The sequence below is a fragment of the Nesiotobacter zosterae genome, from assembly GCF_033843645.1.
Classification (GTDB): Bacteria; Pseudomonadota; Alphaproteobacteria; order Rhizobiales; family Stappiaceae; genus Pseudovibrio; species Pseudovibrio zosterae.
In genome coordinates this window covers 545489-567093 of sequence record NZ_JAWXVZ010000001.1, presented here as the reverse complement: position 1 = coordinate 567093, position 21605 = coordinate 545489, and the positions used below count along the sequence as shown (strand labels likewise).

Below are 21605 nucleotides of genomic sequence, written 5' to 3'. Positions count from 1 at the left end.
CCTCCCTTACGCTTCACGAATGGTGCGCTGTTCGATGCGCTTCTCAAAGGTGCCTTTGACGATGCGATCGACAAAGATGCCAGGAGTGTGGATCTGATCTGGATCCAGCTCGCCGGTCTCAACCAGTTCTTCCACTTCAACCACCGTGACCTTGCCTGCTGTGGCGATCATCGGGTTGAAGTTGCGAGCGGTCTTGCGGAAGATCAGGTTTCCTTCCGTGTCGCCCTTCCAGGCCTTGACGATGGACAGGTCTGCTGTCAAGCCGGTTTCAAGGATGTAGGTCTCGCCGTTGAAGTCCTTGTGCTCCTTGCCTTCTGCGATCAGGGTGCCAACACCCGTCTTGGTGTAGAAGCCAGGAATGCCAGCACCGCCAGCACGGATGCGCTCAGCCAGCGTGCCTTGCGGGTTGAACTCCAGTTCCAGTTCACCGCTCAGATACTGTTTGGCGAAGGTTTCGTTTTCACCCACGTAGGATGAAACCATCTTCTTGATCTGGCGGGTCTGCAGCAACAGTCCAAGGCCGAAATCGTCCACGCCAGCATTGTTGGAGATTGCCGTCACGTCTTTTACGCCGGTATCTCGCAGTGCAATAATCAAGTTTTCAGGAATACCGCAGAGGCCAAAGCCACCGGCCATAACGGTCATGCCGTCGAAGGTAAGTCCTTCCAAAGCAGCAGTTGCTGTTGGGAAAACTTTGTTCATTATGATCTCCCAGGATTGTGCGGTTCTGAAGTTTCCTTTTGCGCATCAACGCGCAAGCAAATTCATTGCCGCAACCAAAAACCTTTTGCGCCGGATTCAACGGCGCTCGCTGGCACGCCTCCCGTCCTATGCAAAGCCATAGGTGCGCTGACCAGAGTAAGTCTTGATACCTATGTTTTACGCAGGTGCCAAGCCTCGAACCGATGAATCTAGATAAAAATACTATACGCAGGATTTTTGCGGCGCACACTCACGACTAAAGTCTGCAAACCGAGAGCACGCTCTGGCCAACAAAAAAGCCGGAGGTAGCCCCCGGCTTTTTATGAGATCACTGGTTTAGCTTGGCTCAGTCAGTACTGATTGGCGATTGCCATGCGTTCGTCCCGCTCCCGTTGCACTTGCTGACGTTTGCTGATCAACGACGCTGTGATCACGCCAACGGTGACAATCGCAACAAGGATTGTACAGATCGCGTTGATTTCTGGCGTCACACCCAATCGGACCTGACTGTAAATCTTCATGGGCAGGGTTGTTGCCCCCGGCCCCGTTGTGAAGCTTGCAATCACCAGATCGTCCAGTGACAGGGTAAAGGCCAGCATCCAGCCCGCAGCGACACCGGGCAGGATCTGCGGCAAGGTGATGGTGAAAAAGGTCTTCACCGGTGGGCACCCCAAGTCCATGGCTGCCTCTTCCAATGAACGGTCAAAGCCAGCAAGGCGCGACTGCACGACCACAGCCACGTAACACATGGCGAAGGTGGTGTGTGCGATCATGATGGTCCAGAACCCTCGGGCCTGATCCAGTGACACAAACAGCAGCAAAAGTGAGAGGCCAAGGATGACTTCTGGCATTACCAGCGGCGCGTAGATCATGCCGGAAAACAGGGTGCGTCCGAAGAAGCGGCCCTGACGAGCCAGCACCATTGCCGCGATTGTGCCGAGCACCGTCGCCAGCGTTGCCGAGGTCACCCCAATGCGCAGGGTGACCCATGCCGCGTCCAGCATCTGCTCGTTACTGAGAAGGCTCACATACCATTTGGTTGAGAAGCCACCCCACACCGTTACCAGACGTGACGCATTGAACGAGTAGATCACCAGGATCACGATTGGCAAGTAGAGGAACGAAAAGCCCAAAACCAGCGAGGTGATATTGAACCAGGAAGGCTTGCGGTGTTCCATTATTGCGCCTCCTTCTGCTTTTCCTGCTGGCGCTGGAACAGCACAATCGGGATGACCAGAATGAGCAGCAGCACCACAGCGACCGCTGAAGCGACCGGCCAATCACGGTTGGAGAAGAACTCCACCCACAAGGTCTTACCAATCATCAAGGTTTCCGATCCGCCAAGAAGGTCCGGGATCACGAACTCGCCCACCGCCGGAATGAACACGAGGAAGCAGCCCGCAATGATGCCAGGAAGTGATAGTGGTATGGTCACCTTCCAAAAGGCCTGCATGGGCGGACAGCCCAAATCTTCCGCCGCCTCGATGAGCGATGAATCCATCTTCTCAAGGGAGGAGTAAAGCGGAAGCACCATGAACGGCAGGTACGAATAAACGATACCGATGTAGACGGCGGCGTTGGTGTTCAAAATGACCAACGGATCATCAATGATCCCCAGCATCATGAGGAACTGGTTCAACAAGCCTTCGTTTTTCAAAATGCCGATCCAAGCATACACGCGGATCAGAAAGCTGGTCCAAAACGGCAGGATGATCAGCATCAGCAAGGTTGGCTGCCATGCCTTTGGCGCGCGCGCCATGCCATAGGCAATGGGATACCCCACCAGCAGCGTTATAACCGTTGCGATGAAAGCAATCTGGAGGCTCGACAGATACGCGTTGAGATAAATGGCGTCTTCGGTGAGCCAGATGTAATTGTCCAGCGACCATTGCTGAGCGGCCTCCATGAAACCGGCCAGACCTTGCGCCCAGTCAATAACCGGCTTGTAAGGCGGGATCGCCACAACGACTTCAGAGAGCGATATCTTGAAGACGATGACAAACGGTGCAAGAAAGAACAGGAGCAGCCATGCATACGGCACCATGATGAGTGCCCAGCGCCCCAACCTGTTCTTGCTGTAGGATTGTGAGGATACCTCGCGGTCCATCACGCATTCCCCCATCAGTTGGTCAGGATCACGCCTGCATCTCGGTCCCAGGACAACCAGATCTTGTCGTCCCACGTGATTGGCCGCTCCACCAGACGCGTGGTGTTGGCGACCACGGAGCGAATGAACTCATCTTCGGCCAGTTTGATATGGTAGATGGAGACGTCCCCCATGTAGGCGATGTCCCACACCTCGGCCTGAATGACGTTGGCATTGCTTTCTGCTGGCTTGTCCAGCGAGATGCGGACCTTTTCAGGACGGATGGCAAACGTAACCTCGTCGCCAACACGCACATCTCCTGCGCCTTGAATGTTGATGGTGCTATCGGTGAGGTCGCAGTAAAGCTGGGCGTCTTCGCTTTGCTTCTGCGTGACCTTGCCATGGAACAGGTTGATGTCGCCAATGAACTCAGCCACGAAACGGGAGTTCGGCATCTCGTAGATTTCACCCGGAGTTGCCACCTGACGGATGTGCCCACGGTCCATGACGGAGATGCGGTCGGCAACAGTCATGGCCTCTTCCTGATCGTGGGTCACGATGAGGAAGGTCATGCGCAGGTCTTCCTGCAAGGTCATCAGCTCGAGCTGGGTTTCCTCGCGCAGTTTCTTGTCGAGCGCTGCCATCGGCTCATCCAGCAACAGCACCTTGGGCCGTTTGGCAAGAGAGCGGGCCAAAGCCACGCGCTGACGCTGACCGCCTGAGAGCTGATGGGGCTTGCGCTTTGCAAACTGCTCAAGCTTTACCAGACGCAACATTTCCTGAACGCGGGAGCTGATCTCTGCCGCAGGCATGCCATCCTGCTTCAGGCCGAATGCGATGTTGGCTTCCACCGTCATATGCGGGAACAGTGCATAGGACTGGAACATCATGTTTACCGGACGGCGATAGGGCGGAATGCCAGCCAAATCCTGACCATCCAGAAAGATCTGCCCCTCGGTTGGCGTTTCAAACCCCGCCAACATGCGCATCATGGTGGTCTTGCCGCAGCCGGACCCACCGAGCAGCGCGTGGAACTCGCGCTCGTAGATGCTCAGCGACAGATTGTCGACCGCAACAAAATCACCAAAGCGCTTGGTAACATTCCTGAATTCGATAAACGGTATCGCGCTGGGGTCTTCCCATGGCGCGAAAGCACGGCGAACTGGACCAATCGGTTTCTTAGCCAAGACCGAAATCCTTTTCCTGCCAGTCCCTCTGAGGAGGGTAGTGTTCAGAGCAATCAGCAGGAGGCAGACACGCCGCCTCCTGCTGGGACCAAAATGCCTTCAGACCTGCTTACTGACCGGACTTGATCGCGGTCCATTCACGGGTCATGACACGCTGTGTCTTCAGCGGCTTTGCCGTGACAGTGTAAAGCTTCTCTTTTACTTCCTGCGGCGGGTAGATGCCCGGATTAGAGGTGACCTCTTCGTCGATGAAAGGCACAGAATCCGCATTACCGTTTGCGTAATAGACGTAGTTGGACAGCTTGCCAGCAATCTCAGGACGCATGATGAAGTTGAGGAACTCATGAGCTTCATCCGCATTAGGCGCATCAGCCGGGATCGCAAACTGATCGAACCACATCTGACCGCCTTCAACAGGCAGGATGTATTCCAGCTCCACGCCATTGCCCGCTTCTGCGGCGCGGTCGGACGCTTGCAGCACATCACCGGACCAGCCGTAAGCCAGGCAGATGTCGCCATTGGCCAGCGCGTTCACAAATTCCGAATTGTGGAACTTGAGCACGTATGGACGGATAGACTTGAGAAGCTCGCCCGCCTTGCGGATGTCATCCGGATTGTTGGAGTCCGGGTCCATACCGAGGTAGTGAAGCGCGGCCGGGAACATCTCATCCGGCTCGTCCATCACGTGCACGCCGCACTCGGAGAACTGCTTCAGGATTTCCGGATTGAAGAGCAGCTCCCAGCTGTTGAGCGGAGCCTCTGGCGCAAGCGCGAGGATTTTCTCACGGTTGATGCCCATACCGGAGGTGCCCCACATGTAGTTAATGGAGTACGCGTTTTCCGGATCCAGCTTGGACAGGCGCTCCATCAGCGTTTTGTCCATGTGCTTCAGATTTGGCAGCTTGTCGCGATCCAGCTTCTGGAACACGCCTGCCTGGACCTGGCGGTTCAGGAACTGTGCGGTTGGCGCAACGACGTCATAACCAGTGCTGCCGGTCAGAAGTTTGGTTTCCAGAACTTCGTTGGAGTCAAAAACATCGTAATTGACAGAGATACCGGTCTCTTCTTCAAACTGCTTGAGGACTTCATCGTCCACATAGTCTGACCAGTTGTAGACGTTGACTACACGGTCCTGAGCGGCAGCAGCACCAAGGCCAACGGCGAACACAGCAACACCCGTGAGCAAGATCTTCTTTATCATTGTCAAGCACTCCATAGAGAACAAACGTGGTGAGGCGGCGAGGCTTCCAAAGCTCGGGCAACGCCTACCAACGCAATACAACCATGCGGTATCCTTCTTGTGACGGAAACATTTTAACCAGCGCCGCCAGTCCCCCGATCTGATAAATCAATGTGTTACAGACCCGGTTATTCATTCAGGATTATACGAAAATCGGCCCGCTCCCGAATCCGGTGCGAGCCGATGGCCTCCCTTACTGCCCAGTTGTGACTTGTGTCCATAGGCGAGTGACCAATCGCTGCACATTTGCCGGATAGGCGGTAGTTGTATACAGCTTTTCGATGGTCGCATCATCCGGGTAGATTGCAGGGTCATTCCTGATCTCATCGAGCAGAAATTCCTTAGATCCCTCAACACCGTTTGCGTAGTAGATGTAGTTGGAAGCCTTGGCCATCACATCCGGGCGCATCAGGTAGTTCAGGAAGGCGTGAGCCTCTTTCTTGTTGGGTGCATCTGCCGGGATCGCCATCTGGTCGAACCACATCATGGACCCTTCCTTGGGCACCACATAATCGACCGCCACATCATTGCCAGCTTCTGCGGCACGATCCCGTGCTTGCAGAATGTCACCGGACCACCCTACCGCTACGCAGATGTCACCGTTTGCAAGCGCATTGATGTATTCGGAGGAATGGAACTTGCGCACATGCGGACGCATCTTTTCAAGCAGCGCTCCGGCCTCACGCAGCTCATCCGTATCCTTGGAGTTGGCGTCATACCCTAGATAGTTCAGCGCTGCAGGGAACATTTCTGCAGGTGCATTGAGGATGTACACACCGCAGGCGGACACCTTCTCGATGTTTTCCGGTTCAAACAGCAAGGACCAGCTGTCTGTTGGCGCGTCCGGGAATACCTCGGCGATTTTCGCCTTGTTCAGGCCAAAACCTGTCGTGCCCCACATGTAATTTATGGAATAGGCATTGCCCGGATCATACTTTTCAGTGCGCTCAAGAACCACATCCCACAGGTGCTTTGCGTTGGGCAGCTGCGCCATATCAAGTTTCTGGAACACGCCGGCTTCGATCTGGCGGGCGAGGAAAGAAGCTGTCGGCGACACCACGTCATAACCGCTTCCCCCGGTGAGGAGCTTCGTCTCTAGCAGCTCATTGGAGTCGAACACGTCATAAACGACTTCAATGCCTGTTTCCTTGGTAAAATCTTCAAGGATCTGTTCGTCGATGTAGTCTGACCAATTGTAAACATAGACAGTGCGCTCTTGTGCATGCACCAGGGAGGCCGTCATCAGTACACTCGTGGCAGCCATCGCGATTATGTTTTTCAATGGGTTCTTCCTCCAGTTTCTGGTTTTCGGGAGGCTCAAGAGTTCTAGGTATTACCGCCGACGTCAACCTTTACTTGCGTAAAAAATGAAAAATCTTGAAGTTGCAACCAAATTCTCGTCAAAGCCAATGCAATTTGCCGCCAAGTTAGAGTGCCCATCATGATGGAAAGCACTGGCGTGAAAGGTTAGACAGTTTTCTATATTCAATTCTGCTCGGCAGACATCATTGGATTTACAGAGAATCAACGCAATCAATGCAAATTTATAGGGACTTGGTTGCGTTCAATTTATTATATTGCATGGCTCGGTTACTTATGAGAGTGTCCGCCCGGCAATGACAGCAGTTTTCCGCGCCCTGCGCCAATGACTACCAACGTTGGGCATCGGGTTTTGTTTGCGCGGCGCAAACTTTGCAGTATTAACTTAGGCTCACACTCAGCCATATGAGAGCAAGATGGACCAGAAGGCTCATACCCCAGACTCCGAAGACCCCCTCAAACGTGGCGTCTGTGACGTGCATGAAGCACGCGCATGGCTCCGGGAACGCAATGTGCAAGATATCGAGTGCATTGTGCCCGATATCGCTGGCGTTGCCCGTGGCAAGATGATGCCCACTGAAAAGTTCTTCGCAGGGTCGACCCTGACCATGCCTTCCTCCATTTTCGCGCAGACCATTTCTGGCGATTACCCTGAGGACGACCACCGCTTTCAGCACCATCCAACGGATGGGGATCTGGCGTTCTACCCGGACTATCGCACGCTGACCGTGGTGCCATGGGAATCTGACCCAACAGCGCAGATCATCCACGACACAACCACAAAGGATGGCGACCCCTATGTGGTTGCCCCCCGAAACCTCTTGAAAAACATAATTTCTATGTATGAGAGAGAGGGCTGGGACGCTGTCGTTGCGCCGGAGGTCGAGTTCTATCTGATCAAGCCGAACACCGATCCAGACTACCCTTTGGAACCGCCAATCGGCCGCTCTGGCCGGCCGGAAGTTGGGCGACAAAGCTATTCCATCTCGGCACTCAACGAGTTTGACGAGCTCATCGACGACATCTACGACCTCTCTGAGGCTCAGGGCCTTGAGATCGACACGCTGATCCACGAGGAAGGGGCGGCGCAGATGGAGATCAATCTGCGTCATGGCGACCCGCTGGAGCTATCAGACCAGGTTTTTCTCTTCAAACGCACAATCCGCGAAGCCGCTCTGCGCCATGAAATGTATGCCACCTTCATGGCAAAGCCGATGTCATCTCAGCCAGGTTCTGCGATGCACATTCACCAGTCCATACAGGACAAGGAAACGGGGCAGAACATCTTCTCCAACGCTGATGGCGAGATGACCGATACCTTCCGCCACTTTGTGGGCGGGCTGCAAACCTTCTTGCCCGCCTTGATGCCCATCATGGCCCCCTACGTGAACTCCTATCGGCGTTTCATGCGCAACAGCACCGCGCCTACAAACGTTTACTGGGGTCAGGACAACCGGACAGTTGGTCTGCGCATGCCGAACTCCAACCCGGCGGCACGCCGTATTGAGAACAGGTTGCCGGGATCGGATGCGAACCCTTATCTCGCCATTGCAGCCACAATGGCCGCAGGCTATCTGGGCATCAAGAAGCAAATCAACCCGAGCGACCCCAAAACGGACGACAGCTCAAATCAGATCAGCAGCTTGCCGCGATCCCTTCTCGACGCCGTAGCGGCATTTGAGAACAACGAAGACATCATTGAAATCTTCGGCGAAAAGTTCGTTTCTACCTACAGGGCAATAAAACTGGAAGAACATGAGATCTTCATGTCAGTAATTAGCCCTTGGGAAAGGGAATACCTGCTTTTGAACGTTTAATATTTCTAAGCGTTGAACTTTAGTTTTATACAACCCCTGTGAGTATTTAATTATACTCACAGGGGTTTTCTTTTTAGAGCCTACCACCAATCAAAAAGGATTACTTTTTTTCATCTATAACCTGGTAGCGCCGACAATTTTTTGCGCAATTTGAAAAGAATTTTATGGATTATTTAATAAAACTTGTATTACCTTAAGTTGTGGTGCCGCGCACTTGAACTCCTCTAAATCTTTGATCTTGAAATGCAAAGTCAGGTAGTCGCTATGAAGACGACGCAGATGAAGCAGGTATTGCTAGTTGAAGATGCCAACTTCTTTGCGCGTATCATTCAAAGTGAACTAAGCAAAGCCGGTTCATTTGAAGTGACGATTGCCCGCACATATACAGAGGCCAGAGAAAAAATCGAAGATCCAAACTACCATCCTTTTCTTGCTCTGGTTGATTTGACATTGCCAGATGCTCAGGATGGCGAAGTTGTTGATCTGGCTGTTGGCGCAGGCCTTCCAACGATTGTGTTTTCAGCTCGTTTTGACGAAAAGACCCGAAGCTCCATCTTGAACAAAGGCATTGTCGACTACGTGGTAAAGGACTCGCCAGCGAGCTTGAGCTATCTTGCGGATCTGGTGCGGCGCATCGAAAAAAACCAACGCACCCATGTGCTTATTGTTGAAGACGCTCATACCCAGCGGGCAATACTCAAAGAGCGCTTGGAACGCTATTGCCTTCAGGTACATACCGCCTGTTGCGGGCTGGAGGGGATTGAGGTTCTCCGTCAGAATCCGCAGATCCAGTTGCTCATTCTGGACCATGGCCTGCCCGACATCAGTGGGTTTGAAACGCTGAAAAAGGTGCGCCAGTTCCGCCATTTCCACGATCTTGCCATTGTAGGCATTTCGGCAACCCCGAGTGCCGAACTGACGGCGAAGTTCCTGAAAAGCGGTGCCAGCGACTTCGTCGCAAAAAGCTGCACGCCGGAAGAGCTGATCCTGCGGATCTCACAGAACCTTGAAAGCCTTGAACGCATCAAGGAGCTGACCGAGCTGGCCAACAAGGACCCGATGACAGGGCTGTTCAACCGCAGGTATCTGCATGATCAGATTGAGCAAAAACACAGAGTATTGGCGCAGTCCAACAAGAGCATTCGCTATGCGATGATTGACATCGACAAGTTCAAGCAGATCAACGACCGCTTTGGCCACGAAACCGGCGACCAGCTGATCATTGCCATTGCCGACCGTATTCGCGACTTCCTGCCTAAAGGCGCTGTTGCTGTGCGCATTGGCGGAGATGAGTTTTGCGTGGCCTTTCCGGAACTTGATGAAACGAGTTGCCGGGCGTTTTTGTCAGAGCTGAGAACGTCCATGCCGATCACGCTGCCGGGGCATGATGACCAATTGTTCAATTCCACCATCAGCGTTGGATTGTCTTCGGGCAATGATGCGACCTTATCTGAGGCATTGCGGTCGGCGGATCGGTGTCTTTATGAGGCCAAAGAGTCAGGCCGCAATCGCATTATAGCGGCTTAATGCTGTTTTAGACGCAGCGACCTCCGTCGACTTCCAGCGCCACCCCAGTAATGAACTCGGCTTCATCAGAGGCCAGCCACAAGGCCGCATTGGCGATGTCGAGCGGCGTAGACAAGCGACCAAGCGGTATCGAGGCCTTGAACTGCTCCCGCTTCTCCGGCGTGTCCTCTCCCATAAACAGGCCAAGCATGCCGGTTTGACCGGCTACCGGACACAGCGCATTGACGCGGATGTTCTTTGGCGCAAGCTCTACCGCCATGGACTTCGTGGCGGTGATGGCCCATCCTTTGGAAGCGTTGTACCAGGTGAGGCCGGGACGCGGGCGCAGGCCTGCAGTGGAGGCAGTGGTGATGATGCTGCCGCCACCATTTTTTTCCATCAGCGGCACCGCCTTGAGTGCCGCCAGATAGATGGCCTTGGCGTTGACCGCAAAGATGCGGTCAAAAGTCTCCTCATCCACATCCAGAAGTGATCCATTGCGATGAGTATAGCCTGCGTTGTTTACAAGGATGTCCAGCTTGCCTGCCGCGGAGACAGCAGCATTGAGCATGGCCTCAACATCGGTTGCCATGGTGACGTCTGCGGTTACCGCAACAGCGTCCTTGCCAATCTCTCCGGCCACACGTTGCGCGGCTTCTGTGTTTAAATCCGCGATGATGACGGTAGCACCCTCTTCGGCAAATCGCTTTGCTATGCCCTCACCAAAACCGGATCCAGCGCCGGTGACGACCGCGCACTTTCCCGCCAGTCTGCCTGACATGCTTCCTCCCGTTTTATAATCAGCCGTGATTGATGATCACGGTTTTGAGCACTGAAAACTCCCGCAGTGCCTCAAAACCCTTCTCGCGGCCATGGCCCGATTTCTTGACGCCGCCGAACGGCAGCTCCACCCCGCCACCTGCGCCATAGGCATTGATGAAGACCTGACCAGAGCGCACGCGGCGGGCGACCCTGATGGCGCGAGCACCATCTCGTGTCCAAACGCCAGCCACAAGGCCATAGGGCGTGTCATTGGCGATACGAATGGCCTCTTCTTCGTCCTTGAATGGGATCACCGCCAGAACGGGCCCAAAGATTTCTTCCTGCGCCAGTGAGCTGGTCATGGGCACGGGACCAAACAGCTTGGGCGTGGTGTAGAACCCTGCCTCCGGCGTATCAGGCGCAATCGTCCCCTCGGCAATCAGAGGGATGCGCTCATTCTTGGCGCGCTCGCAGAACGCTGCGACCCGGCGGGCTTGCGCCGCGTTGATCAAAGGACCGATGTCCAGATCCTGATCATGGGGCCCTGCCACCAATGCGCGGAACTTGTTGCGCAACCGTTCTACGACTTCTTCGTAGATGGTCTCTTGCACCAGAACACGGCTGCCAGCGGAGCAGGTCTGCCCACCGTTCTGAATGATGGCGTTGCGCACCGTTGGCAACGCCTTATCCAGATCAGCATCTTCAAACAGGATCTGCGGTGACTTGCCGCCCAGCTCCAGCGTACAGCCAATATGGTTGCGTGCGGCAGCAGCCTGAATGGTGGTACCGACCTGCGGTGAGCCTGTGAAGGTGATGAAATCGATGCCCGGATGGTGCGCAAGAGCCGCGCCGACTTCGTCTCCAAACCCGGTAACAACGTTTAAAATGCCTTTCGGCAGCCCGGCTTCATGGGCCAACTCAGCCACCCTAAGCACTGAAAGGCACGCATGCTCAGCAGGTTTGATGACCAGAGCGTTTCCCATGGCCAAGGCGGCCCCGGCCACACGGGAGAAAATCTGGGTGGGGTAGTTCCATGGAATGACGGCACCGACCACACCGTGGGGCTCTCGCAGTGTCATGGCGAGGTACCCATCCGCCACCGGCAAGGTTTCGCCGCTGATCTTGTCAGCCGCCCCGCCATAAAACTCGAAATAGCGAATGGCGGCAGCCACATCAGCCCGCCCTTGCGTGAGTGGCTTTCCGGTGTCGCGGGATTCAATTGCAGCAAGGTTGTCTTGGTTTTCGGCAATCAGATTGGACAGACCAAGCAAAATGCGACCGCGTTCTGCGGCAGTTAGCTTGGCCCAACTCTGCGCCTCGTAGGCCTGACGGGCAGCCGTTACGGCGCGACCCACATCAGCCCCGGTGCAACGCGGAATGGTTGCAAAGGGCTTTCCATCGGACGGACAGACAACCTCCAACATCTCGCCGGATGAGCCATCACAGGCTGCCCCATTGATCAGTGCCTTGCAGGCTGCCAATTGCTCGTTGGTGTCGAGTGTCTTGAAGGCCATCACAGCACCCTCCCCAATTGCCGCGAAAACTCAAAGATATGTGATTAACCTTAGAGGAAGCTTTCAAGAAGGGCAACGAACAGCAAAGCCCTTGCCGCGGTTTGCGGGCAAGGGCTTTTAAATTCGAGGGGGTGTTTTAGCTAGGTCGCGATGCGGCGGATCCATGGACGGGTGCCTGCCGGGGCTTCCTGCCGGGTCCCAACAGGTTGTGTAAACACGTCCACGGTGTTCAGGTTGCCTGCCTCCAAGTCCTTTCGCAGCTTCGGATTATCCAGCGCGAAGGCGTTGATGCCACAACGCTGCATGAAACCGATCTGGTCCAGAATGAACGGGCCGACGGCGCGAATTTCACCTGAGAACTCATAGCGTTCAGCCAGAAGGCGTGCAGCTGAAAAGCCACGTCCATCTGCAAAAGAGGGAAACTCAACTGCCACCAACTCAAGCCTGTCAAGCAGGCCCGCCAGGCGATTGACATCCTCTCCTGCACGGATCACAACGCCGAGGCGCAGGCCATCCGACTTAAAGGCATCAGCATCTTCAAGGAAACGCTCTAGTGGCACGATCCACTGACCGTGTTCTGGCACAGGATCTTCGTCCAGCAGATATTCCCAGTGATCTTCTTGGATCGTTCCGTTCTTATAGACGTCTACAGCCATGTCACCCTCAAATTCCGCTGCCATCAACCTGTTGGCCATGTGATGGCAAGTGGATGCCACACTCGATCTTGTTCATGCCACGCCAACGGCCAGAGCGCGGATCTTCACCCGGCGCGACCTTATCGGTGCACGGCATGCAGCCGATGGATGGATACCCTTCTGCAACCAGTGGATGCGGTGGCAAGTCGTGGTCCTTGGCATATTGCAGGATCTCGGTCGCGGTCCAATCCGCCAGTGGATTGACCTTGATGCGTCCTTCATCCACCTCAAAGAAGGGGAGGCTGGTGCGGGTTGCCGACTGATGACGCTTGCGCCCGGATATCCAGGCATCAAAGTCACTCAACGCACGCTTCAGCGGCAGAACCTTGCGGATGTGGCAGCACTGATCGTTGTCACTGAGCCAGAGGTTGCCCTTCGGATCATAGACCGCCAGATCTTCCGGGGCCGGTTTGACAGAAACCACGTTGCGCAGGCCGAGCTTCTCGATCAACTCGTCGCGGTAGCGCTTCGTTTCGCCAAACAGCTTGCCTGTGTCGACAAATACGACCGGGATATCGCGATCAATCTCAGAGACGAGGTGCAAGAGCACAGAGGAGTCCGCGCCGAAGCTGGACACCAACGTAATCTGTCCCTTGAACAGGTCGTTGATCGCGATACGCAAGATCTCCTTGGCCCCACGACCCCCGAACCGACGATCGTAGCTTGCGGCCTCAACAGCGAGCAGTTCTTCCTTGCCGTGAGCCTCGGCAACATTAGGCTGTGCCATAAAGTGCCTCCTTGAAGGGAGCGTCCCCCAGTCTGCGATAGGTTTCGATGAACGGCTCTTCAGCACTTTCCCGGTGCTGAAGGTAAGCTTCCACGACCTTCTCCACGGCATCTGCGATCTCGTCAGCGGGGAAACCGCGACCAATGATCTTGCCGATGGATGTGTTTTCATCTGCTGAGCCGCCCAGTGTGATCTGGTAGAGTTCTTCCCCCTTCCGGTCCACCCCCAAAATCCCGATGTGCCCAACGTGGTGGTGGCCACAGGCATTGATGCAGCCCGAGATTTTGATCTTCAAGTCACCAATGTTTTGCTGGCGCTTGATGTCTTCGAACCGCTCTGAAATCTCCTGGGCGATCGGAATGGAACGGGCATTGGCCAGCGCACAATAATCCATGCCCGGGCAGGCAATCATATCGGTAACAAGCCCAGCGTTTGCCGTGCCCAACCCGTTGGCCTGCAGAATCTTGAAGACTGTTGGCAGATCGTCCAGCTTTACATGCGGCAGCACAAGGTTTTGCTCGTGAGAGACGCGGATTTCATCTGAACCGAAGCGCTCGGCCAGATCCGCCACCACTTCCATCTGCTCGTCGGTTGCGTCACCTGGGGCGCCACCGATTGGCTTCAGCGAAATCGTCACGCTGGTATAGCCCGGCGCCCGGTGCCCGTTCAAATTTCGCTTGGCGAAGTTCGCGAAGGCGGGGTTTGTCGCCTTTTCTGCCTCAAACACGTCGCTGACCGCAGGCAGAGCCGCAAACTCAGGCGGGGCAAAATATGCGTTGATGCGCTCGACCTCTTCCCTCGGCAGATCAAGGAAAGTGTGCTTTACGGCTTCGAACTCGGTTTCGATTTCCTGCTTCAAATCGTCCAGACCGGTTTCATGCATCAGGATCTTGATGCGCGCCTTGTACTTGTTGTCGCGCCGACCATAGCGGTTGTAAACGCGCAGGATTGCCTCGCAGTAAGACAGAAGGTCCTTCTCCGGCACAAAGTCACGCACCTTGCGGCCTACCATCGGCGTGCGCCCAAGACCGCCACCCACAAACACAACGAAGCCGACTTCGCCCTGCTCATTTTGTGTCAGCTGAAGGCCAATGTCGTGCACCTGAACGGCGGCGCGGTCCTGTGGTGCACCGGTGATCGCGATCTTGAACTTGCGCGGCAGGAACAGGAACTCCGGGTGCAATGAAGACCACTGGCGCAGGATTTCTGCATAAACGCGCGGGTCAGCGAACTCATCATCCGCCGCACCTGCGAATTGGTCAGAGGTCACGTTTCTGATGCAGTTACCGGAGGTCTGGATGGCGTGCATTTGCACCTCCGCAAGTTCCTCCAGGATTTTCGGCGTGTCAGACAAAGTGGGCCAGTTGAACTGGATGTTTTGACGCGTCGTGAAGTGCCCATAGCCACGGTCGTAAGTGCGCGCCACATGGGCCAGCTTGCGCATCTGCTTTGAGTTCAAAGTGCCATAGGGAATGGCCACCCTGAGCATGTAAGCGTGGAGCTGCAGATAGAGGCCGTTCATGAGACGCAGCGGCTTGAACTGTTCCTCGGTCAGGTCGCCGGAAAGACGGCGGCGCACCTGATCCTTGAACTGGGCCACACGCTCATTCACAAATTCCTGATCAAACTCGTCGTAACGGTACATTCTTGGTGCTCCTTACGCGGCTTGGCCGCCTGCCCTTGCCTGTTTGCCAAATGCAGGGTGCGTTGTGGGGCCTAACGCGCGAATGGCTTCTCTTAGTTTGGTTGGGACAATGCTGCCGTCCTTTGGCTCCACTTCGATCTCATAAACGCCCACGACTTCCTGACGTTCTTCAGAAACCACTTTGGAACCGAGTACGGCTTTCAGCTCTTCGGTGTCCTCAAAAACGCGGGCCTCGCCCACCGTTTCCACCCATGTGTCCTGCGGACCAAGCCAGACCACTTCACCGTCTAAAAGGCGATTTGCGGTTATGATTTTCATAGGGGGTCTCCTCAAGCGGCCTCAGAGGCCAGCAATTCCTGATTTTCGGTCTGACCAAGCGGCAGTGCGGAAGACAAATTAGCATGGGCCACCACATCGCCAATCACGATGAGAACAGGGCCTGCGATATCATCCCGTGCTGCGAGGTCGGTCATCTCGCGAAGGGTGCCTGCAAAAACGCGCTCGTCCGGATGGGCGGCATTTTCCACGGCCATGACCGGTGTGCTTGATTTCAGGCCAGCAGCCAGAAGGCGGGCTGCAATCTTGCCCGCAACAGTTCGGCCCATGTAAACGGCCGTGGTGCTGCCGGACAGAGCCAACTGCGCCCACCCCGGCAAGGTCTTGCCGTCCTGATCGTGCCCAGTCGCAAAGACCAGAGAAGACGCAACACCACGAAGCGTGAGCGGCAATTGGGTGGAAGCAGCGGCTGCGAACGCGGCGGTGACACCGGGCACCACCTCAAAGTCGATCTGGGCTTCGCGGAGCGCTTCCATTTCTTCCCCTGCCCGGCCGAAGATGAGCGGATCGCCAGCCTTGAGACGCACAACGCGCTTGCCCTGCCTGGCAGCTTCCACAAGATGTGCATTGATCTCTTTTTGAGAAACCGAGTGCTGCCCCTTGCGCTTGCCAACGCTGATGCGCTCTGCATCTCTGCGGCCCATGGACACCACGGCTTCTGGCACCAAAGCGTCGTAGAAAATCACATCCGCTTCCTGAAGCACCCGCTGGGCGCGCAAGGTGAGAAGGTCTTCAGCACCCGGGCCTGCGCCCACGAGCCATACATAGCCAGCTTCGTCCTGAACATCGCTCAGGAGACGCTGGATCTGCAGTCGTGCTTTTTGCTCATCGCCCTTAAAGACGTTTGCTGCGATGCTGCCAGAGAAGAACTGCGCCCAGAAGCGACGGCGCAAACGCCCAGACTTGATGACCGTGGAGACCACGTCACGAAGGTTCTCGGCCAGCTTTGCAAGACGGCCCGCTTCCATGGGCAGCATGGCTTCGATGGCCGCGCGGATATGGCGGGCATAGACCGGGCCAACGCCGGTTGAGGTAATCGCGACAGCTACGGGCGCCCGGTTCACCAGAGCGCCAACGTAAAAGTCGCAAAGCTCCGGCCTGTCAACAGCGTTGGAAAGAATGCCCGCAGCACGACCGGCTTCAACCACGGCACGGTCCTTGTCCTCGTCACCAGAGGCCCCAAAGACGAGCGCAGCGCCCTTTACATGATCTGGATGGAACCGTTCCCGGCGTACTTCTGCACCAGCACCGCTTGCGGCAGCCAAGAGTTCTTCCTCTGGCTCCTCCTCGGCAATGATGAGGATGTTGGCCTGAGTTTGGGCCAGCAGTCTTACCTTTGGTGCCGCTTCGCCCCCTGAACCGACGATAACGACGGTCCGGCCCGCCACCTTTTGAAAGGTTGGGAAGACCGCAAGCTTGCGCTCATTGGCAACTGTTTTGTTTGTGTCAGCCCGCATCCCGCTCTCCTAGGGTGCATGATTTCCATTTGCTGGGAGACTACGGGTTTCCGCGATTTTTGGCGGGGCATGTCGTTTCAAAGGCGCGAACGATGTTAGAAAAGGATTTTCATTGCGCCGCATGGCACAGCACGGCGAAATGAATCCAACAAGCTGGCTTTGAGGAAAACGCACTGCCCTCAATCGGACATAAAGGAAAACGGGCCCAGCGCGATTGCGGGCCCGTTTGGTGCTCTCATTCTTTTGAGTGCCGGAATTGCAGTGGTTTGCGCCTACCATGCAGGCCCAAAAGAGAAGGTTATTTCAAACGCTGCATAATTGAGACGTAGTTTGCAACTGCTGCACCGCCCATGTTGAAGATGCCGCCGATCTCCGCACCTTCCACCTGGATGCCGCCCGCAGTACCGGTGAGCTGCATGGCAGTGAGTGCATGCATGGACACGCCCGTTGCGCCAATTGGGTGACCTTTGGCCTTCAACCCACCTGACGGGTTGACTGGAAGCTTGCCGTCCTTCTGGGTCCAACCTTCAAGTATGGCCGTTGCGCCTTGTCCTTCTGGCACCAATCCCATGGCCTCATACTCAATAAGCTCGGCGATTGTGAAACAATCGTGGGTCTCAACGAAGTCAAGGTCTTCCAAGGAAAGGCCAGCGGAACCAAGCGCCTTGCGCCAGCCCTCTGCGCATCCTTCAAACTTCAGGATGTCGCGCTTGGACATGGGCAGAAAGTCCTGAACATGAGCCATACCGCGGAAGGCGACAGCTTTTTTAGCGGAAAGCGCTGTCGTGGTGTCGGTGAGGACGAGGGCCGCTGCACCATCAGACACAAGGGAACAATCAGTACGTTTCAAAGGACCAGCCACGAATGGGTTCTTCTCAGATTCGTTGAGGCAGAACTCCACGCCCAAATCCTTGCGCATCTGCGCATAGGGGTTCTCAACGCCGTTCTTGTGGTTCTTAGCTGCAATATGGGCGAGCGCCTCGCTTTGATCGCCGTACTTTTGGAAATACATTCCAGCAATCTTGCCAAAGACGCCTGCAAAGCCCGCTGGCGTATCGCCATCCTCTGGCAAATAGGAGGCTTTGAGAAGATTTTTACCGATTTCAGGCCCTGGTGTGGTGGTCATCTGCTCCACCCCAACCACGAGAACGAACTTCGCCTGTTTGGCAGCAATGGCTCTCACACCTTGATGCACGGCAGCAGAACCGGTGGCACAGGCGTTCTCAACTCGGGTGGTTGGCTTGAAGCGCAGCTTGTCGCTGGCCTGCAGAACCAGACTTGCTGTAAAATCCTGCGCGGAAAAACCGGCATTGAAGTGACCGAGAACAATCTCATCGATGTCCTCTGGCTGCAGACCCGCATCTGCAATTGCCTCGGTTGCAACCTTGGTAATGAGCGTTTCGACGGTTTCGTCAGCCAACTTGCCAAACGGCGAGTGGGACCAGCCAATGATAGCGGCCATCATGTTCTCCCTGAAATTGTCGGCAGCACCCCTGAACTCCCACGGACCGCTGCGGTATGGCGGGATGGTTTCACCCCTTCCTCGCAGGCGCAATAATACGTAGGTTTAAAACTGCTCAGGTGTGCGGTGCCGAACGTCCCTCCCATTCAATGCAGAGAGACTGTAACGGCGCTTTGGGAGAAAAGCCTGTTCTTAACCAAGACGCGAAGCTGGGAGTGCCGGGAGATTGTTTTCCTAATCGCCTGCCTGTGAAATATCTTTGCACTCAAGATCAAATAGTTCTCAGGCGCTCTTGGGCGGGGCTGTTGAGCTTCGGAAAATAAGATCCACTGGCCAAACCTTCTGACAGCTCTCGATGGGGGCACCGTTGATCAGGTCTACGGCCATTTTGGCAATCTCAACCCCCGCGGCACGAATGGGCGAGCGTGTTACAGTGAGCGGCGGATCCATTTTCTCCGGGAAATACATCGGAAGATCGTCGTCATGAGCCATGATCGACACGTTCTCACCAACCTTCAAGCCCAACTCTGCGCAAGCGCGATAGGCGCCAGCGGCCATGATGACACTAGAACAAATGAGCGCGGTGGGCGGCTCCTCCAAGGCAAGAACCTGCTTTGCAAACAGATAACCGTTCTCGTCTGTCATGTAGCCGTGGCGCAAGTATTCCACGCAAGGCTTTATGCCCGCCTCACCAAGTGCATCACTCCAGCCTCTTGCGCGGTCTCTGGAGAATGAATGGTTTGCAGGCCCACCTAGATTTGCAATGCGCTTGTGCCCCAGCTGCAGCATGAGCTTGGTGGCCTGATACAGCGCACCATAATTATCAATATCCATGTAGGCATAACTGGCGTCTGAGGGGATGCGGCCATGCACAATGAAGGGCAGCTTCAGGCTATGCATCAACTCCATAATCTCATTGTTGAAATGGAGTCCCAGCAGCACCATGGCGTCGACAGTGCCTTTGTTTGCCATACGCTCGTAGGCCTCGCGAGGGTCGTTCTTGATCGCAGAAATGAGAATGTCATGGTCCAGCTCAGACGCCTGATGAGACAGCCCCGCGAGAAAGTCGATAAAGTGTGGGTCAACCAGCATATTGCGCCCGGTTGGAAACGAGACACCGATGATGGAAGAACGACCGGTCGCCAGACGCTTTGCATTGGCATTGGGACGATAACCCAGCTCCTGCGCTGCTCTTGCAACGCGCTCACGGGTTTCCTGGGCTACGTCCGAATAACCATTCAAGGCTCTGCTTACCGTTGTTTGGGAAAGGCCCAAATGCTCGGAGAGCGCTTTAAGATTCATCTTTCCCTCCAGAAATGCTGCGATGAATTCGAGATCCCAAGCTGCACTTTTTCATTTCTTTCAAATGGTTGGGTCCAACGAACCGCATCATGACCCGGCAAAGGTTATTTGCTGAATAGCCGAATGGGCATATCAAGGCAAACGAGTTTACCAAAGCGCTTTGGATATGCAACCTTGAACCTGATGCACAAGGCGAGCCAATACGCCTCACCCCTACCTGATCACGCCATAGGTAGTAGAGCCTACCAAAGACAGGTAGAGCGCGAAAACTCTGCATTTCTGCCATGCAACATGCCAATCAGTGATATTTTTTCATTTTTTGACGGTTGACACTGTGAAATCTCTGAGCCACGCTAAGCACCCAAAGCGCTTTGGATATGACCAGATTAAATCAGCGCTTTTCGCTCTCCTCAAATTTCGGGGAGATGGGTACAGCAGAGTTCGGATGGGGGATTTTCCGATTGCTCTGCGCCAAGGACGAAATGGAGGACGTCCCAATGACATTACGTCAAACACTTCTCGCAGGTGCTGTTCTTACTTTTGCGGCCGCAGGCTCTGTTTCTGCTGCCGAACTCAACATCGCGTGCGGCACGGTTGGCAAAGGCCAGCAGCTCTGCAAGGAAGCTGTTGCTGAGTGGGAAGAAAAAACCGGCCACACCGTGAATGTAATTTCCGTTCCAACTTCCACCAACGATCAGCTGGCTCTGTATCAACAGATCCTGGGCTCAGGCTCCAGCGACATCGACGTGTTCGAGGTTGACGTGATCTGGCCGGGTATTCTTGGCAGCCATCTGCTCGATCTTTCGCCATACACGAATGGCGCGGAAAAAGATCACTTCCCGGCGATCATCGAAAACAACACCTACAAGGGCAAGCTGGTGGCCATGCCGTCCTACACCGACGCGGGCCTGCTTTACTACCGAAAAGACTTGCTTGAAAAGTATGGCGAGGACAAGCCAGCCACCTGGCAGGAGCTGACCTCGACAGCACAAAAAATCCAGGATGCCGAGCGCGAAGCTGGCAACGAGAAAATGTGGGGCTTCGTTTTTCAGGCCAAGGCATATGAAGGCCTGACCTGTGACGCAATCGAATGGGTCGACAGCTTCAACGGTGGCTCTATCGTATCTGCCGAAGGGGACATCACCATCAACAACCCCCAGGCCGCAGAAGCACTGACAATGGCGGCGAGCTGGGTTGGAACCATCGCGCCTGAAGGTGTGTTGAACTATCAGGAAGAGGATTCCCGCGGCGTGTTCCAGTCTGGCAACGCTGTCTTCATGCGCAACTGGCCTTATGCCTGGGCACTGTCCCAAAGCGACGACTCCCCAATCAAGGGCAAGGTCGGCGTGATGGCTCTGCCTAAGGGCGGTGAAGAAGGAAAGCAAACCGGCGCATTGGGTGGCTGGCAGCTGGCTGTTTCCAAGTATACCGAAAGCCCGGATGCAGCGGCTGACCTCGTCATGTGGCTGACCCGCAAGGAAGAGCAAAAGCGTCGCGCAATTGAAGGGTCCTACAACCCAACAATCTCTTCTCTTTACACGGATGAGGAAATTCTGGCGGCAACACCATTTATCGGTCAGCTGCAGGATACCTTTACCAATGCAGTGGCCCGCCCATCCCGCGCCACCGGTGCCAACTACAACAAGGTTTCCAACGCCTTCTACAACGCCGTTCATGAAGTGCTGAGTGGCAAGAAAGACGCTGCGACCTCCCTCGAAGACCTTGAGCGCGACCTGAAGCGCATCAAGCGCAGAAGCTGGTAGGCTCATCTCAATGACTGAGCACCCGCCGCAACCAACGTGTTGCGGCGGGATCCGCCTCCGGTGCTGCAAGTGACCGGCATCAGA

18 protein-coding genes are annotated in these 21605 nt (G+C 55.3%); 3 read left to right on the top strand and 15 right to left on the bottom strand.

Annotation, left to right across the window (positions count from 1 at the left end; all coding sequences use genetic code 11):
• Positions 1-6 precede the first annotated feature (6 nt).
• From Q3Y58_RS02720 to Q3Y58_RS02695, 6 genes are all read right to left on the bottom strand, one after another.
• Positions 7-702 carry a CoA transferase subunit A gene (locus Q3Y58_RS02720; protein WP_274220272.1) on the bottom strand — a complete coding sequence of 232 codons (696 nt, stop codon included), beginning with the start codon at positions 700-702 and terminating at the stop codon, positions 7-9.
• Between the two features lie 350 nt (positions 703-1052).
• A complete protein-coding gene (locus Q3Y58_RS02715; RefSeq protein WP_274220271.1) occupies positions 1053-1880 on the bottom strand; it encodes an ABC transporter permease in 828 nt (275 codons plus the stop codon).
• The gene (locus tag Q3Y58_RS02710) at positions 1880-2809 is read right to left on the bottom strand and encodes an ABC transporter permease subunit (RefSeq protein ID WP_319620900.1); all 930 of its coding nucleotides are present in this window, start codon (positions 2807-2809) and stop codon (positions 1880-1882) included. The genes Q3Y58_RS02715 and Q3Y58_RS02710 overlap by 1 nt, the downstream gene beginning before the upstream one ends.
• Before the next feature lie 14 nt (positions 2810-2823).
• A complete protein-coding gene (locus Q3Y58_RS02705; protein WP_274220269.1) occupies positions 2824-3975 on the bottom strand; it encodes an ABC transporter ATP-binding protein in 1152 nt (383 codons plus the stop codon).
• A gap of 109 nt (positions 3976-4084) precedes the next feature.
• Positions 4085-5176 (bottom strand): polyamine ABC transporter substrate-binding protein, encoded by a 1092-nt coding sequence (locus tag Q3Y58_RS02700; protein ID WP_319620899.1) that lies wholly within the window; start codon positions 5174-5176, stop codon positions 4085-4087.
• Between the two features lie 232 nt (positions 5177-5408).
• Complete coding sequence (locus Q3Y58_RS02695) at positions 5409-6479, bottom strand: polyamine ABC transporter substrate-binding protein (RefSeq protein WP_319620920.1); 1071 nt, start codon at positions 6477-6479, stop codon at positions 5409-5411.
• 472 nt (positions 6480-6951) lie between these two features.
• Here Q3Y58_RS02695 and Q3Y58_RS02690 point away from each other — a divergent pair, with 472 nt between their 5' ends.
• Both Q3Y58_RS02690 and Q3Y58_RS02685 read left to right on the top strand, forming a co-directional pair.
• Positions 6952-8352: a glutamine synthetase family protein gene (locus Q3Y58_RS02690; RefSeq protein ID WP_274220266.1), complete on the top strand. Its 1401-nt coding sequence runs from the start codon at positions 6952-6954 to the stop codon at positions 8350-8352.
• 264 nt (positions 8353-8616) lie between these two features.
• Positions 8617-9879, top strand: a complete 1263-nt coding sequence (locus Q3Y58_RS02685) for a diguanylate cyclase (RefSeq protein WP_319620898.1) — start codon at positions 8617-8619, stop codon at positions 9877-9879.
• 7 nt (positions 9880-9886) lie between these two features.
• On the opposite strand, the gene Q3Y58_RS02680 is transcribed toward Q3Y58_RS02685, so the two are convergent.
• From Q3Y58_RS02680 to Q3Y58_RS02640, 9 genes are all read right to left on the bottom strand, one after another.
• Complete coding sequence (locus tag Q3Y58_RS02680) at positions 9887-10639, bottom strand: SDR family oxidoreductase (protein WP_319620897.1); 753 nt, start codon at positions 10637-10639, stop codon at positions 9887-9889.
• Positions 10640-10658: 19 nt separating this feature from the next.
• Complete coding sequence (locus tag Q3Y58_RS02675) at positions 10659-12134, bottom strand: aldehyde dehydrogenase family protein (RefSeq protein ID WP_319620895.1); 1476 nt, start codon at positions 12132-12134, stop codon at positions 10659-10661.
• A 140-nt stretch (positions 12135-12274) separates the two neighbouring features.
• Complete coding sequence (locus Q3Y58_RS02670) at positions 12275-12790, bottom strand: DUF934 domain-containing protein (protein ID WP_274220262.1); 516 nt, start codon at positions 12788-12790, stop codon at positions 12275-12277.
• 7 nt (positions 12791-12797) lie between these two features.
• A complete protein-coding gene (locus Q3Y58_RS02665) occupies positions 12798-13556 on the bottom strand; it encodes a phosphoadenylyl-sulfate reductase (RefSeq protein ID WP_319620894.1) in 759 nt (252 codons plus the stop codon).
• Positions 13543-15201 carry a nitrite/sulfite reductase gene (locus tag Q3Y58_RS02660; protein WP_319620893.1) on the bottom strand — a complete coding sequence of 553 codons (1659 nt, stop codon included), beginning with the start codon at positions 15199-15201 and terminating at the stop codon, positions 13543-13545. Before Q3Y58_RS02660 ends, Q3Y58_RS02665 begins: the two co-directional genes overlap by 14 nt.
• A 12-nt stretch (positions 15202-15213) precedes the next feature.
• Positions 15214-15519, bottom strand: a complete 306-nt coding sequence (locus tag Q3Y58_RS02655) for a DUF2849 domain-containing protein (RefSeq protein ID WP_319620892.1) — start codon at positions 15517-15519, stop codon at positions 15214-15216.
• Between the two features lie 11 nt (positions 15520-15530).
• Complete coding sequence (cysG, locus tag Q3Y58_RS02650; RefSeq protein ID WP_319620890.1) at positions 15531-16994, bottom strand: siroheme synthase CysG; 1464 nt, start codon at positions 16992-16994, stop codon at positions 15531-15533.
• Between the two features lie 298 nt (positions 16995-17292).
• Positions 17293-18459 (bottom strand): acetyl-CoA acetyltransferase, encoded by a 1167-nt coding sequence (locus tag Q3Y58_RS02645; RefSeq protein WP_319620889.1) that lies wholly within the window; start codon positions 18457-18459, stop codon positions 17293-17295.
• Positions 18460-18738: 279 nt separating this feature from the next.
• The gene (locus tag Q3Y58_RS02640) at positions 18739-19758 is read right to left on the bottom strand and encodes a LacI family DNA-binding transcriptional regulator (RefSeq protein ID WP_319620888.1); all 1020 of its coding nucleotides are present in this window, start codon (positions 19756-19758) and stop codon (positions 18739-18741) included.
• A gap of 497 nt (positions 19759-20255) precedes the next feature.
• Here Q3Y58_RS02640 and Q3Y58_RS02635 point away from each other — a divergent pair, with 497 nt between their 5' ends.
• Complete coding sequence (locus Q3Y58_RS02635; protein WP_319620886.1) at positions 20256-21521, top strand: ABC transporter substrate-binding protein; 1266 nt, start codon at positions 20256-20258, stop codon at positions 21519-21521.
• The last annotated feature ends 84 nt before the right edge of the window (positions 21522-21605 follow it).